The sequence below is a fragment of the Azospirillum sp. B21 genome (assembly GCF_008364825.1).
Lineage (GTDB): Bacteria > Pseudomonadota > Alphaproteobacteria > Azospirillales > Azospirillaceae > Azospirillum.
Map to the genome: position 1 here is coordinate 94029 of NZ_VTTO01000020.1, position 14992 is coordinate 109020.

11 protein-coding genes and 1 pseudogene are annotated in these 14992 nt (G+C 66.8%); 8 read left to right on the forward strand and 4 right to left on the reverse strand.

Annotated features, from left to right (window positions below; genetic code table 11):
• Positions 1-378 precede the first annotated feature (378 nt).
• The 3 genes from secA to FZ983_RS29175 all read left to right on the forward strand — a co-directional run bounded on the left by secA (position 379) and on the right by FZ983_RS29175 (position 6678).
• The gene (gene secA / locus FZ983_RS29165) at positions 379-3129 is read left to right on the forward strand and encodes a preprotein translocase subunit SecA (RefSeq protein ID WP_149228016.1); all 2751 of its coding nucleotides are present in this window, start codon (positions 379-381) and stop codon (positions 3127-3129) included.
• A gap of 147 nt (positions 3130-3276) precedes the next feature.
• A complete protein-coding gene (mscL, locus tag FZ983_RS29170; protein WP_149228018.1) occupies positions 3277-3729 on the forward strand; it encodes a large conductance mechanosensitive channel protein MscL in 453 nt (150 codons plus the stop codon).
• 234 nt (positions 3730-3963) lie between these two features.
• The gene (locus tag FZ983_RS29175) at positions 3964-6678 is read left to right on the forward strand and encodes an EAL domain-containing protein (RefSeq protein WP_149228020.1); all 2715 of its coding nucleotides are present in this window, start codon (positions 3964-3966) and stop codon (positions 6676-6678) included.
• A 13-nt stretch (positions 6679-6691) separates the two neighbouring features.
• On the opposite strand, the gene FZ983_RS29180 is transcribed toward FZ983_RS29175, so the two are convergent.
• The 3 genes from FZ983_RS29180 to FZ983_RS29190 are packed head-to-tail and all read right to left on the reverse strand — an operon-like array spanning position 6692 to position 7884.
• Positions 6692-7174: an SRPBCC family protein gene (locus tag FZ983_RS29180; RefSeq protein WP_149228022.1), complete on the reverse strand. Its 483-nt coding sequence runs from the start codon at positions 7172-7174 to the stop codon at positions 6692-6694.
• Complete coding sequence (locus tag FZ983_RS29185; protein WP_149228024.1) at positions 7171-7509, reverse strand: metalloregulator ArsR/SmtB family transcription factor; 339 nt, start codon at positions 7507-7509, stop codon at positions 7171-7173. The genes FZ983_RS29180 and FZ983_RS29185 overlap by 4 nt, the downstream gene beginning before the upstream one ends.
• A 51-nt stretch (positions 7510-7560) precedes the next feature.
• Positions 7561-7884 carry a multidrug efflux SMR transporter gene (locus FZ983_RS29190; protein WP_149228026.1) on the reverse strand — a complete coding sequence of 108 codons (324 nt, stop codon included), beginning with the start codon at positions 7882-7884 and terminating at the stop codon, positions 7561-7563.
• Between the two features lie 182 nt (positions 7885-8066).
• Here FZ983_RS29190 and FZ983_RS29195 point away from each other — a divergent pair, with 182 nt between their 5' ends.
• The gene (locus tag FZ983_RS29195) at positions 8067-9635 is read left to right on the forward strand and encodes a lysine--tRNA ligase (protein ID WP_149228028.1); all 1569 of its coding nucleotides are present in this window, start codon (positions 8067-8069) and stop codon (positions 9633-9635) included.
• Positions 9636-10074: 439 nt separating this feature from the next.
• Positions 10075-11349, forward strand: a complete 1275-nt coding sequence (locus FZ983_RS29200; RefSeq protein ID WP_247884025.1) for a DUF2336 domain-containing protein — start codon at positions 10075-10077, stop codon at positions 11347-11349.
• Positions 11350-11491: 142 nt separating this feature from the next.
• Here the strand turns inward: FZ983_RS29200 and FZ983_RS29205 are convergent, their stop codons facing one another.
• On the reverse strand, positions 11492-11986 hold the full coding sequence (locus tag FZ983_RS29205; RefSeq protein WP_149228030.1) for a hypothetical protein: 495 nt from the start codon (positions 11984-11986) through the stop codon (positions 11492-11494).
• A gap of 270 nt (positions 11987-12256) precedes the next feature.
• On the opposite strand from FZ983_RS29205, the gene mdh reads away from it, so the two are divergent.
• The 3 genes and pseudogenes from mdh to FZ983_RS29220 all read left to right on the forward strand — a co-directional run.
• Positions 12257-13225 (forward strand): malate dehydrogenase, encoded by a 969-nt coding sequence (mdh, locus tag FZ983_RS29210; protein WP_149228032.1) that lies wholly within the window; start codon positions 12257-12259, stop codon positions 13223-13225.
• 129 nt (positions 13226-13354) lie between these two features.
• Positions 13355-14551: an ADP-forming succinate--CoA ligase subunit beta gene (sucC, locus tag FZ983_RS29215; protein ID WP_149228034.1), complete on the forward strand. Its 1197-nt coding sequence runs from the start codon at positions 13355-13357 to the stop codon at positions 14549-14551.
• A 1-nt stretch (position 14552) separates the two neighbouring features.
• Positions 14553-14992 (forward strand): annotated as a pseudogene (locus FZ983_RS29220) (succinate--CoA ligase subunit alpha); the annotation flags it as partial.

The following is a 14992-nucleotide window of genomic DNA, read 5'->3' on the forward strand; positions in this document are numbered from 1 at the left end:
GCATCGGAGCCATCCGCCGCTCCGCGCCCGATTCCGCAGGGGATTAAGCATGGCTAGCCCGCGCGGGGCAAGGGGTGCGCTTGGGATCCCGCTGCGGATCCGGCGGCCATGGGCCTCTCCAACGACCTGTGCCCCGCGTCCGGCAATACCAGCCTCGCCCCCTCCCGTCAGCCGCCTTCCCGCTTTCTGGATGCGATTTCATGGTTCCGTCATGCCCGCAGCGGGCACCCGAGCCGGGAATGGCGCCGGCCCTGCCCGCTTCGCGGAATGCCGCAGGGAGGCTCCACCTGCCCGGTCTCGTTGACAGGGCCTTGCCATAGTCCTATGTGAGACCCGTCGATAGACTGGCCCGCATTCCGCTTTACTCCCGAGGTTTTCATGTTCGGCGCTCTCGCCCGCAAGATTTTCGGCACCGCCAACACGCGCGCGGTCAAGGCGCTGCACAAGACCGTGGCTCAGATCAACGCGCTGGAGCCGTCGGTCGCCGCGCTGTCGGACGACCAGCTGAAGGGACGCACCGACTGGCTGCGCGACCGGCTGGCCAAGGGCGAGACGCTGGACGACATCCTGCCCGACGCCTTCGCCACCGTGCGCGAGGCGGCCAAGCGCGTGCTGGGCCAGCGCCATTTCGACGTGCAGCTGATGGGCGGCATGGTGCTGCACAGCGGCAAGATCGCGGAGATGCGCACCGGCGAAGGCAAGACGCTGGTCGCCACCCTGGCCGTCTACCTGAACGCGCTGGAAGGCAAGGGCGTTCACGTCGTCACCGTGAACGACTATCTCGCCTCGCGCGACAGCGGCTGGATGGCGCGGGTCTACGGCTTCCTCGGCCTGACCACCGGCTGCATCGTCCACGGACTGGACGACGACGAGCGCCGCGCCGCCTACGCCGCCGACATCACCTACGGCACGAACAACGAGTTCGGCTTCGACTATCTGCGCGACAACATGAAGTTCCGGCTGGAGGAACTGGTCCAGCGGCCCTTCAACTACGCCATCGTCGACGAGGTCGACTCGATCCTGATCGACGAGGCGCGCACGCCGCTGATCATCTCCGGCCCGTCCACCGACTCGTCCGAGATGTATGTCCAGGTCGACCGGCTGATCCCGATGCTGGTGCCCGAGGATTACGAGAAGGACGAGAAGCACCGCACCGTCAGCTTCACCGAAGCCGGCCAGGAGCATATGGAGCAGCTGCTGGGCCAGGCCGGGCTGCTGAAGACCGGCGGGCTCTACGACATCCAGAACGTGGCGCTGGTCCACCATTCGCAGCAGGCGCTGCGCGCCCATATGCTGTTCCAGCGCGACAAGGACTACATCGTCAAGGACGACAAGGTCGTCATCATCGACGAGTTCACCGGCCGCATGATGGAAGGCCGCCGCTTCTCCGAAGGCCTGCACCAGGCACTGGAAGCCAAGGAGAAGGTGACGATCCAGCGCGAGAACCAGACGCTGGCCTCCATCACCTTCCAGAATTATTTCCGCATCTATCCGAAGCTGGCCGGCATGACCGGCACCGCGCTGACCGAGGCGGCGGAGTTCGGCGAGATCTACGGGCTGGAGGTGGTCGACATCCCGACCAACGTCCCGGTCAAGCGCATCGACCATGACGACGAGGTCTATCGCACCGCGACCGAAAAGTACCACGCGATGATCGACCTGATCGAGGACGCGCGCAAGCGCGGCCAGCCGGTGCTGGTCGGCACCACCTCGATCGAGAAGTCGGAGCTGCTGGCGGAACTTCTGACCAAGCGCGGCATCCCGCACAACGTCCTGAACGCCCGCCACCACGAACAGGAAGCCTACATCGTGGCCCAGGCCGGCCGCGCCGGGGCGGTGACGGTCGCCACCAACATGGCCGGCCGCGGCACCGACATCCAGCTGGGCGGCAACCTCCAGATGCGGATCGAGGTCGAACTGGCCGATGTGCCCGAAGGCCCGGAGCGCGAGGCCCGGATCAAGCAGATCGAAGCCGAGATCGCCGAGGCGCGAGAGAAGGTCAAGCAGGCCGGCGGCCTCTATGTCGTCGGCACCGAGCGCCACGAAAGCCGCCGCATCGACAACCAGCTGCGCGGCCGCTCCGGCCGCCAGGGCGACCCCGGCACCTCGAAGTTCTTCCTGTCGCTGGAAGACGACCTGATGCGCATCTTCGGGTCGGAGCGGATGGACAGCATGCTGCAGCGTCTCGGCCTGAAGGAAGGCGAGGCGATCATCCATCCCTGGATCAACAAGGCGCTGGAAAAGGCGCAGCAGAAGGTCGAGGCGCACCACTTCGAGGTCCGCAAGAACCTGCTGAAGTTCGACAACGTCATGAACGACCAGCGCAAGGTCGTCTACGAGCAGCGCCACGAGGTGATGGAGAGCGAGGACATCGCGGAGGAAATCCGCGAGATGCGCCACCAGATCATCGCCAACATGGTGTCGACCGCCATTCCGGCCAACAGCTACTCCGAGCAGTGGGACATCGACGGCCTGCACGAGGCGGTCAACCGCGTGCTGGGCATGGACCTGCCGGTTCACGAGTGGGCCAAGGAAGAGGGCATCGCCGAGCCGGAGATCGAGGAGCGCGTGCGCGAGGCCGCCGACCGCAAATATGCGGAGAAGGAGGAGGCCTATGGCGCCGAGACGATGCGGCATGTGGAGAAGAGCATCCTGCTCCAGATCCTGGACCAGGAATGGAAGGACCACCTCCTCCAGCTCGACCACCTGCGCCAGGGCATCAACCTGCGCGCCTATGCCCAGAAGGATCCGCTGAACGAATACAAGCGCGAGGCCTTCGAACTGTTCGACACCATGCTGATGGCGCTGCGCGAGCAGGTCACCACCATCCTGATGCATGTCGAAATCCGCATGGCCCCGTCGCAGGAGGAACTGTTCGCCCGCCAGATGCAGGAGATGCACGAGGGCCGCATGGACCCGGCGCTGGCCATGGCGGGCATGGGAGCTGGCGCCATGGGTACTGGCGAAGGCGAAGCCCTGCCGGACGGCATGGTCCGCGCCTCGTCGCTCGCCGGCACGCCGGAAGACCAGCCGCTGCCGCCGGAGGTGATGGAAAACACTCCGCGCAACGCCGCCTGCCCCTGCGGCTCCGGCAAGAAGTTCAAGCACTGCCACGGGCGCATGGCGTAAGGGGTAATCGGCGGGGGGCCTTGCGGGTGCCCCCACCCTCCCGCTCTTGCGAGCGGGGGAGGGTTAGGGAGGGGGCAAAAGCCTCCCATTGAAACCAACCCCTCCCCACCCCGTTTCCCCTGAGTCACTACAGGGAAACGGAACGCCATGTTGGAAGAGTTCAAGAAATTCATCAGCCGCGGCAATGTCGTGGAGCTGGCCGTCGGCATCATCATCGGCGCCGCCTTTACGGGAATCGTCAATTCCCTGGTCAAGGACATCCTGATGCCGCCGATCGGCTGGCTCATGGGCGGCATTGATTTCTCCAACTATTTCTTCAGCCTGTCCGGCGGCCATTACGATTCGCTCCAGGCGGCCGAGGCGGCAGGCGTCGCCACCATCAACTACGGCCGTTTCATCAACGCCTGCATCAATTTCCTGATCGTGTCGGGCGCCCTGTTCATGATCGTCCGGCAGGTCAACCGGCTGCACATCCTGCACAGGGAAGTGCCGAAGACGCCGCCGCGGCAGGAGCAGCTGCTGGAGGAAATCCGCGACGCCCTGCGCGCCCGGTCGAAGGACACGTCTGACGCGGCTCAATCCCCCGACCGCCCCACCTGACAACGCCTTCCCTCGAAGCGGGTGTTTGTCACGGGGTAAGGAGAACCCCCCGTTGCCGAGGCTGGGCGAACGGGCTACCCTCTCCGGCGAGATGGGGAGAGCGGGGCGGTGGCCACCGGATGACGGCGCCCGGTTGCGCCATCGCCACGTGCGCCCCCGGCAAGAGCCCCCGGCCAGAGCGATGTCAATGTCCGTCCACCGCCTCCCGCCCGCCATCCGCACTGGAACCCGAGGATGAGCCTCGATCCGCGGGCCGCCCATCATGGACGATCTGCGGGCCGGCCCTTCGGGAGCCGGCACCTGGGGGGCCGGTGCCTTGCCGGCGGGCTGGTCGCCCTGCGCCTGCTTGCGGTCCTGCTGCTGCCGATGCTGGTCGGCGGCCCGGCCGTGGCGATCAACTCGCCACCGCGTGCCATGCCGGCGCCGGAGGCGGGACCGCGGCCGGCCGAGGTCCGGGTGGCGTTGGATGACAATTACCCGCCCTACAGCTTCCGCAACGCCGACGGCACCCATGTCGGAATCGTGAAGGACCTGTGGGCGCTGTGGTCGCAAAAGACCGGCATCGCGGTGCGGATGATGCCGAGCGACTGGAATCTGGCGCGGCAGGCGGTCGACACCGGCGCCGCCGACGTGATCGAGACCATCTTCCGCAACGGCGCGCGCGATGCGCTCTACGACTTCTCCACCCCCTACGCCCGCGTCGACGTGCCGATCTGGTTCAGCAGCGACCTCAGCGGGATCATCGGGGTGGAGTCGCTGCGCGCCTTCACCGTCGGGGTCAAGGACGGCGATTTCTGCGTCGAATGGCTGACCGACCAGGGCATCACCGCCTTCCAGCGTTATCCCGGCTTCGAAGCGATGGTGGATGCCGCCGCCCGGCAGGAGACGCGGGTCTTCTGCATGGACGATCCGTCGGCCACCTACTACATGACCAAGCGCGGGGTGCAGGGGCGCTTCCGCTACACCGATCCGCTCTACACCGGCGAACTGCACTGGGCGGTCCGCAAGGGCGACGTGGCGCTTCATCGCCTCATCACCGACGGCTTCGCCCGCATCGCCCCGGAGGAACGCAAGGCGATCGAGCAGCGCTGGATCGGCCGCAGCCTGGGCGGGGTGAGCCCCGGACTGATCGATCTGCTGCTCAAGCTGCTGGCTGGGGTCGCGGTGCTGGGCATCGGCGCACTGGTCTGGGTGCTGCTGCTGCGCCGTCAGGTGGAAAACAAGACGGAGAGCCTGCGCACCGCAGTCGCCGCCCTGACCGCCAGCGAGGAGCGCGTCCGCACCATCTTCGACAGCGTCACCGACGCCATCTTCATCCACGACATCGACAGCGGCGCCATCCTGGAGGTCAACCGCCGGATGGCGGAGATGTACCGCATCGGCGACACGCCACTGACGGACATCCATGTCGGGATGCTCAGCTCCGGCGTTCCGCCCTATACGCGGGACGAGGCGGCGGCCTGGATCCGCAAAGCGTCCGGCGGCGAACCGCAGCTGTTCGAATGGCATGCCCGCCGGCTGGACGGCACCCTGTTCTGGGTGGAGGTCAGCATGCGGCGCGCCACGGTGGACGGCAACGACCGCCGCCTGCTGGTCGTCGCCCGCGACATCACCGAGCGCAAGGCGGCGCAGGAACGGGTGGAGTATCTGGCGCGCCACGACGTGCTGACCCTGCTGCCCAACCGGCTGCTGCTGCAGGACCGGACCGAACAGGCGCTGGCGCGGGCGGAACGCAGCGGCCGGCTGGTGGCGCTGGTCGCCTGCGGGCTCGACCGCTTCAAGACGGTGAACGACAGCCTGGGCCACGCCGTGGGCGATGCCCTGCTGCGCGCCACGGCGGAACGGCTGAAGGCCGCGGTGCGCGATACCGACACGGTCAGCCGCAGCGGCGGCGACGAGTTCATCCTGCTGCTGTCCGGCCTGCCCGACGCCGACGCGGTGGTGGAGACGGTCGCCTCCCTGCACGAGACCATGGCGGCCCCCTTCCAGATCGACGGGCACGAGCTGACCGTCACCCTATCCTCCGGCGTCGCGCTGGCTCCGGCCGACGGCAAGGACTTCGCCACCCTGCTGAAGAACGCCGACACCGCCCTGCACCACGCCAAGGCCGCCGGCCGCGACACCCACCGCTTCTATGCCGAGGCGATGAACGCCGAAGCGGTCGCCCATCTGTCCACCCGCAGCGGCCTGCGCCGCGCGCTGGAACGGGGGGAGTTCCTGGTCCATTACCAGCCGCAGGTCAGCCTGGAGACCGGCGCCGTCGTCGGTGCGGAGGCTCTCCTGCGCTGGAACCATCCGGAAAAGGGCATGGTCCCGCCCGGCGCCTTCATCCCCATCGCCGAGGACAGCGGCCTGATCGTCCCCATCGGCGCCTGGGTTCTGGCGGAAGCCTGCCGGCAGGCGGCGGCATGGCACGCCCGCGGCCTGTCGCTGTCGGTCGCGGTCAACCTGTCGGCCCTGCAGCTCCAGCGCAGCGACCTCGTCCGCACCGTCACCGGGGCGCTGGCCGACAGCGGCCTGGACCCGCTGCTGCTGGAACTCGAGCTGACCGAATCGATGCTGATCCAGAACACCGACGTGGTGATGGACAATTTGCGCCGGATCAAGGCGATGGGCGTGCAGGTGTCGATCGACGATTTCGGCACCGGCTATTCCAACCTGTCCTATATCGGCCGCCTAGCGGTGGACAAGTTGAAGATCGACCGCAGCTTCGTCGCCGACCTCACCCGCAGCCACGACAGCGCCAAGATCACCGCCGCCGTCATCCAGATGGCCCACGGCCTGAACCTGACCGCCGTGGCGGAGGGCGTGGAGGATGCCGAAACGCTGGAGGCCCTGCGCCAACTGAACTGCGACATCGCCCAGGGCTATTTCCTCGGCCGCCCCGGCCCGGCCGACGCGGTGGAACGCGCCGCCCGGCAGGTGAACCCGTTCAGGGTCGGGGCCTGAACGGGCAGTCCCCTTACAGTCCCTTCACCAGCGCGACAAGCTGGTCGAGCGCGGTCCCCCACCCCTGGTGGAAGCCCATCTCCTCATGCTGTGTCTTGGCCGCCTCGTCCTTGTGGAAGGCGATGGCGGTATAGAGCGTGCCGCCGGCCGTCGGCTCTATGGTCACCGACGCGGTCATGAATCCGCCGCCGGTGGGACGGAACCCCGGACCCAGCGCATCGGTGAAGACCAGCAGCCGTTCGGGCTCCACGGCCAGGAAGCAGCCGGTGCTGTCGTTCCTCTCGCCATTCGGCCCCTCCATCACCGTGCGGAACTTGCCGCCGGGCCGCAGGTCGATCTCGCAGGCGGTGGTCCGCCAGGGTGCGGGGGTGAACCACTTCATCAGAAGTTCCGGTTCGGTCCAGGCCCGCCAGACGAGCTTCGGCGGAACCGCGACCTCACGCTTCAGTTCAAGGTCGAGCTGCGGATTGAAGTCCGTTGCGCTGTAAGCGGTCATGGGGTCCCTTCCTCCCGTTTGTTCAGATCCAGCACCAGGCCGTCCAGTTGGTCGAGCCGCTTGGTCCAGAGGTTGCGCTGGGCTTCAAGCCAGCTTTCCGCCGCCGCCAGCGCCTCCGGCTTCAGCGTGCAGGTGCGCACCCGACCGACCTTCCGCGTTTCCACGAGTCCGCTGTCCTCCAGCATCTTCAAATGCTGAAGAAAGCTCGGCAGAGCCATCTCGAAGGGTCTCGCAAGATCGCTGACCGACGCCGGACCGCGTCCAAGCGCCTGAATAACTGCCCTGCGCGTGGGGTCCGCCAGAGCGCGAAAAGTCATGTCGAGTGCCGCATCCATGAGGGCACCCTACCGGCGATCAACACTTAGGTCAACACCTAACTATCGTGATCAGGCCGCCCCGTTCGCCACATGCAGGCTGATCACCCCGGCGACGATCAGGGCGATGCCCACCACCTTCATCACCGTCAACGATTCCCCGAACACCAGCACGCCGATGGCGGCAATGGCCGCCGTTCCCGCCGCCGACCAGATGGCGTAGGCGATGCCGACCTCGATGCTGCGCAGCGCCTTGGCCAGCAGAACGAAGGCGACGCCATAGCACAGCACCACCACCGCCGCGGGGGCGAGCCGCGTCATGCCGTCCGACATCTTCATCGCGGAGGTGCCGACGATCTCGAACAGGATCGCCACCGCCAGATACAGCCAACTCATCGCCTCGACACCCCGCCCATACCCGCAAAGCCGATCCCGCAGGCGGCGCAGGATGGACCGCGCGCAGGCACGCTGCAAGAGCCCCACGCCAGACACCCACGGTTGACGCCACGCCCGGCGGGCCCTAGGGTCTTTGCCCTCATTCCTTGACTTTATCTATCTGGTTTCGAAAGGGTCCGACGATGACCGGCGAACGGGATCTGGCGTTGCAGGCGAAGGCATGGCCGTTCGAGGAGGCGCGCAAACTGGTCGCGCGCTTCGCGAAAGCGCCGCCCGCCAAAGGCTATGTCCTGTTCGAGACCGGCTATGGTCCGTCGGGCCTGCCGCATCTCGGCACCTTCGGCGAGGTGGCGCGCACCAGCATGGTGCGCCACGCCTTCCAGACCATGAGCGACATTCCGACCAAGCTGTTCTGCTTTTCGGACGACATGGACGGGCTGCGCAAGGTTCCCGACAACATCCCCAACAAGGAGATGGTGGCGGCCAACCTGGGCAAGCCGCTGACCCAGGTGCCCGATCCCTTCGGCACCCATGACAGCTTCGGCGCCCACAACAACGCCCGGCTGCGCGCCTTCCTCGACAGCTTCGGCTTCGAGTACGAGTTCCAGTCCTCCACCGACTGGTACAAGTCCGGCCGCTTCGACGAGGCGCTGCTCGGCATCCTGCGCCATTACGACGAGGTGATGGCGGTGATGCTGCCCACGCTCGGCGCGGAGCGTCAGGCGACCTACAGCCCCTTCCTGCCGGTCTCGCCCTCCACCGGGCGTGTGCTGCAGGTTCCGATGCTGGAGCGCAACGTCGATGCCGGCACCATCGTCTTCCAGGACGAGGACGGCAAGAAGGTGGAGCTTCCCGTCACCGGCGGCCATGTGAAGCTGCAGTGGAAGCCCGACTGGGGCATGCGCTGGTTCGGCCTCGGCGTCGATTACGAGATGTACGGCAAGGATCTGATCCCCTCGGCCGAGCTGGCCGGCAAGATCTGCAAAATCCTCGGCGGCACCCCGCCGGAAGGCTTCAACTACGAGCTGTTCCTGGACGACAAGGGCCAGAAGATCTCCAAGTCGAAGGGCAACGGCCTGACGATGGAGGAATGGCTGGCCTACGCGCCGCAGGAAAGCCTCGCCCTCTACATGTTCCAGAAGCCGAAGTCGGCGAAGCGCCTGTACTTCGACGTGATCCCGCGCGCCGTCGACGAATATCTGACCTTCGTCGACAAGGTCCATGGCGAGGAGCCGGCGAAGAAGCTGGAGAACCCGGCCTGGCACATCCACAACGGCAAGCCGCCGACTGTGCGGTCCGACGTGTCGTTCAACCTGCTGCTCAATCTGGCGGGTGCGGCGAATGCCGAGACCAAGGACACCATGTGGGGCTTCATCCGCCGCTACGCGCCGGACGCCACGCCGGAGAACAGCCCCTTCCTGGACAGCATGGTCGGATATGCCGTGCGCTACTACCAGGATCAGGTGAAGCCGACCAAGCAGTTCCGCGCGCCCACCGATGCCGAACGCGCCGCCCTGCAGGACCTGCTGGCCAAGCTGGACAGCCTGCCGGCCGACGCCCGCGCCGACACCATCCAGAACGAGGTGTTCGCCGTTGGCAAGGAGCACGGCTTCACCGAACTGCGGGCGTGGTTCCAGGCGCTGTACGAGGTGCTGCTGGGGCAGACCACCGGTCCGCGCATGGGCTCCTTCATCCAGCTCTACGGCATCGACGAGACCAAGGCACTGATCCGCGAGAAGCTGGCGGCCTGATCCCGTCCTTTCCATTCGGATGAAAAGGGGGCGTCGAAAGGCGCTCCCTTTTTCGTTTACGAACCATTGCGAACGTTATTATTTTCCAAATTGATCGTTCGTCTGACGTGCGACTCCCACTCTGCTCATGAAATGGGCGGAATACTGCATTTCCGCCCATCCGCTGTGCGAACCAAGCCTTATTCCATACCGCGCTATGCGGTCATCGCACCGCACCAATTCGAAATCCGTGGTACCGCTAACACGGCTGTGACCGTACACTCCGCCTCGTTACTGCATTTTGCAGTGCGTTTCCTCCCTAGACTAAAGGCCGCGCCCGTACGGGCTGCGGCCCTTTTTTTTTCCATCCGCAATGCCCGCCTCCACCAGCGCGCAGGATGTCACGGGCTCGACCGTAGCCGTATTAGGGACCCGTTAACTAGGGCGGCGCTTCGATAGCGTGGATGCTCCCACCACCGCCCTCGCCCCTGTCGAGCGGCGGCGCAAACCGAAGGTCCATGGTCCGGTGACAGCCCGGCGCTCCCCACCCCGCCCCTCCCCCGATCTCCCGCCGGAGACGGACGGCGGAGTCGCGCCCGAGTTGATGGACTACCTGTTCGCCGATTCGCCGGACACCACACCACCGCCCGCACAGCCCGGCCGCAGCGTCGCCCGTCAGGTCGGTGACGTGCTGGTCGAATCGCGGCTGGCGGGCATGGGCGATGCCGATGTTCGCTCCACGCTGGCCCGCAAGCTCTGCCGCCTGTTGCCCGACCTGCCGCCGGGCGGGGCCGACACCGTCAGCACCGTCGCCGTGCGTGCACTGGAACAGTTGGCCCGCGACCATATCGTCCGCGTGCGCGAGGCGCTGGCGACCGCGATCAAGGACATCGCCTGCGCGCCCCCGTCGGTGGTGGCGACGCTGGCACGCGATGTCGAGCAATCGGTGGCCGAGCCGGTTCTGCGCTGCTGCGCCGCGCTCAGCGATGAGGATCTGCTGGACATCGTCGCCGCCGCCCCAGCCGGTTGGGCATTGTCGGCCATCGCCCGGCGCCACAGCATCGGTGCCGCCCTCTCCGACGCCATCGCCGGCAGCGGCCATGCCGAAGCGACCGGCATCCTGCTGGACAACAGCGGGGCGGTGATCGCAGAACCGACGCTGGAAACGCTGGTGGAGCAATCCGCCCATCATCCCGACTGGCGGGAGAAGCTGGCCCGCCGCCCCGCCCTGCCCCGCCGGCTGGCGTTGCGGCTGGCGGATTTCGTCGATCTGGCGGTGGTGGAGCATCTGCGCCTCCGTCCCGATTTCGATGACGCCACGGTGGCGGAGATCGCCGCCACCACCCGCCGTCGCATCGACTGGGTCGAAGCCCCGGAAGCCTCCGAGTCGCCGGAACGTCGCGCCGTCCGCATGCACCGGCTGGGCAAGCTGGACGAAACCGCCCTGGGCGACGCGATGTCGTGGAACGAGGCCGGATTCGTTCGGGCGGCGCTGACGCTCCGCGCCCGCGTGGCGCCGGAGGTCGTGGAACTGATCCTGGACTCCCACGATCCGCAGGCGGTCACCGCGCTGGTCTGGCGTGCCGGCCTGTCGATGCGTTGCGCCATGCAGATCCAGGCCCGCGCCGCCGGCATCCACCCGCGCGCCATACTGAACGCCCGGCAGGGCAGCGGCTTCCCGCTGTCCCCCGCCGAGATGGCCCGCCATTTGGAACGCTACGGCATCGGGCCGTAGGCGCGTTATGCCCCCTCCCTAGCCCTCCCCCTCTTCGAGGGAGAGGGGACTGCCGCTGTACTGCGAGCTTTCCCTCTCCCTCGAAGAGGGGAAGGGAGGGACCCGCGGCGAAGCCGTGGGAGGGAGGGGGCAAAAGCCCCCCTTACTGCACGCCCCCGCGCGGCATCGGCTGGCGCGGCGTGGCGCGGCCGGTCTGCGGCACCGGGGTGTCGGGCGAGACCTCCTTGTAATAGGGGCCGCGGTCGGTCGGTCCTTCCATCGCCTCGGCCGGGGTGACGATCTGCTCGCCGGTGCCGGCATCGAAGGCGATCAGCGCCTGCTGGCGGACTTTCAGGCAGGCCTCGCGCTTGGCCGCCATCTCCGGCGACTGCGAGCCGTCGAGCGCCACCAGCGGCAGCACCCAGCTGGACCGCTGGTCGGCGGCGATCGAGGTGTAGACGTAGTTGGTCAGCGGCTGGCAATAGGCGACGCTGGTTTCCGCCGCGGCGTCGGTGATCGGCGCGGCGGCGATGGCGGCACCATAATCGCCAACCGTCTGCGCCTGGGCGCCACCGGCAACCAGGGCACCGGCGATGCCGGCGCCGAGCGCCAGCGACATGGTCAGACCGGGAATGAAACGGGCCACGAGCTTGGCCATAAGCGCTCTCCTTCGACCATATTCGAACAAGGTAAGGACCGGACGCGAACCATACGTATAAAGCCGAACGCTCCGGCTGTTGGAAAGGATCATCGGGGGTGCGACGCAAAGCTGCAATGCCCCGCTTGCGGTGATGCTTGCCCTCCGCGACAAAACGCGCTACCTACGCTTCCGAAATCTCGGGGCGCTGGATCCCTAAGACGTTAGAATGACCAACGGTTCTAGTCTCCCGCTGAATGGGGGACGCTCAAACGTTTTAGGGAACGCTCCATGGCTCGCAAGAAGATTGCGCTCGTCGGTGCCGGCCAGATTGGCGGCACGCTGGCTCTGCTCGCTGCTCAGAAGGAACTGGGCGACGTCGTCCTGTTCGACATCGCCGAAGGCATGCCGGCCGGCAAGGCGCTGGATCTCGCCGAAACCTCCCCGGTCGAGGGCTTCAACGCCAGCCTGACCGGCGGCAACGACTACTCGATCATCGAGGGTGCCGACGTCGTGATCGTCACCGCCGGCATCCCGCGCAAGCCGGGCATGAGCCGCGACGACCTGATCGGCATCAACAGCGGCGTCTGCAAGACCGTCGGCGAGGCCATCGGCAAATACGCCCCGAACGCCTTCGTCATCGTCATCACCAACCCGCTCGACGTGATGGTGTGGGTGCTGCAGCAGGCGTCCGGCCTGCCGCCGGAGCGCGTGGTCGGCATGGCCGGCGTGCTCGATTCGGCCCGCTTCCGCTACTTCCTGGCCGAAGAGTTCAACGTCTCGGTCGAAGACGTCACCGCCTTCGTGCTGGGCGGCCACGGCGACACGATGGTCCCGCTGGTGCGCTACTCCACCGTCGCCGGCATCCCGCTGCCCGATCTGGTCAAGATGGGCTGGACCACGCAGGAGAAGCTGGACGCCATCGTTCAGCGCACCCGTGACGGCGGCGCCGAGATCGTCAAGCTGCTGAAGACCGGTTCGGCCTTCTACGCCCCGGCCGCGTCCGCCATCCAGATGGCCGAGTCCTACCTGAAGGACCAGAAGCGCGTTCTCCCGGTCGCCGCCCACCTGAGCGGCCAGTACGGCCAGGACGACCTCTACGTCGGCGTCCCGACGATCATCGGCGCCGGCGGCGTCGAGAAGATCATCGAGATCGAGCTGAACGACGAAGAGAAGGCGATGTTCCAGAACTCCGTCGACGCGGTGAAGACGCTGGTCGACGTCGTGAAGAAGCTGGACGCCGAGAAGTCCGCTTCCTAAGGCGGACTGCGCGTTCTCCGGCGCTGTCCCGGCCCATTTTCCGGGTCGGGGCGGCGCCGGTGGTGCGCCCGTCTTGTCCTTCAGTCGACCCGTTCTCGTCAGCCGAACCAAAAAACAGATGGACGCCCGATGAACATCCATGAGTACCAGGCGAAAAGCCTGCTGAAGAAGTACGGCGTCGCGGTTCCCCGCGGCGGCGTTGCCTACACCCCGCAGGAGGCCGAGACGGTCGCCCGCGAGCTCGGCGGTCCGGTCTGGGTGGTGAAGTCCCAGATCCATGCCGGCGGCCGCGGCGCCGGACGCTTCAAGGACAACCCCGAGGGCAAGGGCGGCGTCCGCGTCGTCAAGTCGATCGAGGAAGTCGGCAAGAACGCGTCCGAGATGCTGAACCACGTCCTCGTGACCAAGCAGACCGGCGCGGAAGGCCGCGAGGTGAAGCGCCTCTATATCGAGGAAGGCGCCGACATCAAGCGCGAGCTGTATCTCGGCATGCTGATCGACCGCGCCACCGGCCGCGTGACGATCATGGCCTCGACCGAAGGCGGCATGGAGATCGAAGAGGTCGCCCACAACACGCCGGAGAAGATCGTCAAGGTCGCCGTCGACCCGGCCACCGGCATCCAGGGCTACCACACCCGCAAGGTCGCCTTCGCGCTGGGCCTGGAAGGCAAGCAGGTCGGTGCCGCCGCCAAGTTCATCCAGGCCGCCTATCAGGCCTTCGTGGACCTGGACTGCGCCATCGTCGAGATCAACCCGCTGATCGTCACCGGTTCGGGCGACATCCTGGCGCTCGACGCCAAGATGAACTTCGACGACAACGCGCTGTTCCGTCACAAGGACGTGGAAGAGCTGCGTGACGAGGCCGAGGAAGACCCGGCGGAGATCGAGGCGGCCAAGCACAGCCTCAACTACGTCAAGCTCGACGGCAACATCGGCTGCATGGTGAACGGCGCCGGTCTGGCGATGGCCACCATGGACATCATCAAGCTGTATGGCGGCGAGCCGGCCAACTTCCTCGACGTCGGCGGCGGCGCCACGAAGGAGCGCGTCACCGCGGCCTTCAAGCTGATCCTGTCCGACAGCAACGTCGAAGGCATCCTGGTCAACATCTTCGGCGGCATCATGCGCTGCGACGTGATCGCCGAGGGCGTGGTCGCTGCGGCCCGCGAAGTGCACCTGCACGTTCCGCTCGTGGTGCGCCTGGAAGGCACCAACGTCGATCTGGGCAAGAAGATCCTGGCCGAATCCGGCCTGCCGATCCTCTCGGCCGACAACCTCGCCGATGCCGCCGAGAAGGTGGTCAAGGCCGTGAAGGAGGCCGCGTAACATGGCTGTTCTCGTCGATAAGAACACGAAGGTGATCTGCCAGGGCTTCACCGGAGCCCAGGGCACCTTCCACTCCGAGCAGGCCATCGCCTACGGCACCAAGATGGTCGGCGGCGTCACGCCGGGTAAGGGCGGCGCCAAGCACCTCGACCTGCCGATCTTCGACACCGTGTCGGAAGCGGTGGAGAAGACCGGTGCGAACGCCAGCGTGATCTACGTGCCGCCGCCCTTCGCCGCGGACGCGATCCTGGAAGCCATCGACGCCGAAATCCCGCTGGTGGTCTGCATCACCGAAGGCATCCCGGTGCTGGACATGGTCCGCGTCAAGCGCGCCCTGGACGGTTCCAAGACCCGCCTGATCGGCCCGAACTGCCCCGGCATCATCACGCCGGACGAGTGCAAGATCGGCATCATGCCGGGCCACATCCACAAGCGTGGCAA

What these genes read in the sequence shown, in the direction of transcription:
- FZ983_RS29190 (WP_149228026.1), bottom strand. Translation starts at nt 7,884, where the DNA reads ATGAGTTGGCTGTATCTGGCGGTGGCGATCCTGTTCGAGATCGTCGGC.
- FZ983_RS29180 (WP_149228022.1), bottom strand. Translation starts at nt 7,174, where the DNA reads ATGACCGCTTACAGCGCAACGGACTTCAATCCGCAGCTCGACCTTGAA.
- FZ983_RS29175 (WP_149228020.1), top strand. Translation starts at nt 3,964, where the DNA reads ATGAGCCTCGATCCGCGGGCCGCCCATCATGGACGATCTGCGGGCCGG.
- mdh (WP_149228032.1), top strand. Translation starts at nt 12,257, where the DNA reads ATGGCTCGCAAGAAGATTGCGCTCGTCGGTGCCGGCCAGATTGGCGGC.
- FZ983_RS29185 (WP_149228024.1), bottom strand. Translation starts at nt 7,509, where the DNA reads ATGGATGCGGCACTCGACATGACTTTTCGCGCTCTGGCGGACCCCACG.
- secA (WP_149228016.1), top strand. Translation starts at nt 379, where the DNA reads ATGTTCGGCGCTCTCGCCCGCAAGATTTTCGGCACCGCCAACACGCGC.
- FZ983_RS29195 (WP_149228028.1), top strand. Translation starts at nt 8,067, where the DNA reads ATGACCGGCGAACGGGATCTGGCGTTGCAGGCGAAGGCATGGCCGTTC.
- FZ983_RS29205 (WP_149228030.1), bottom strand. Translation starts at nt 11,986, where the DNA reads ATGGCCAAGCTCGTGGCCCGTTTCATTCCCGGTCTGACCATGTCGCTG.
- sucC (WP_149228034.1), top strand. Translation starts at nt 13,355, where the DNA reads ATGAACATCCATGAGTACCAGGCGAAAAGCCTGCTGAAGAAGTACGGC.
- mscL (WP_149228018.1), top strand. Translation starts at nt 3,277, where the DNA reads ATGTTGGAAGAGTTCAAGAAATTCATCAGCCGCGGCAATGTCGTGGAG.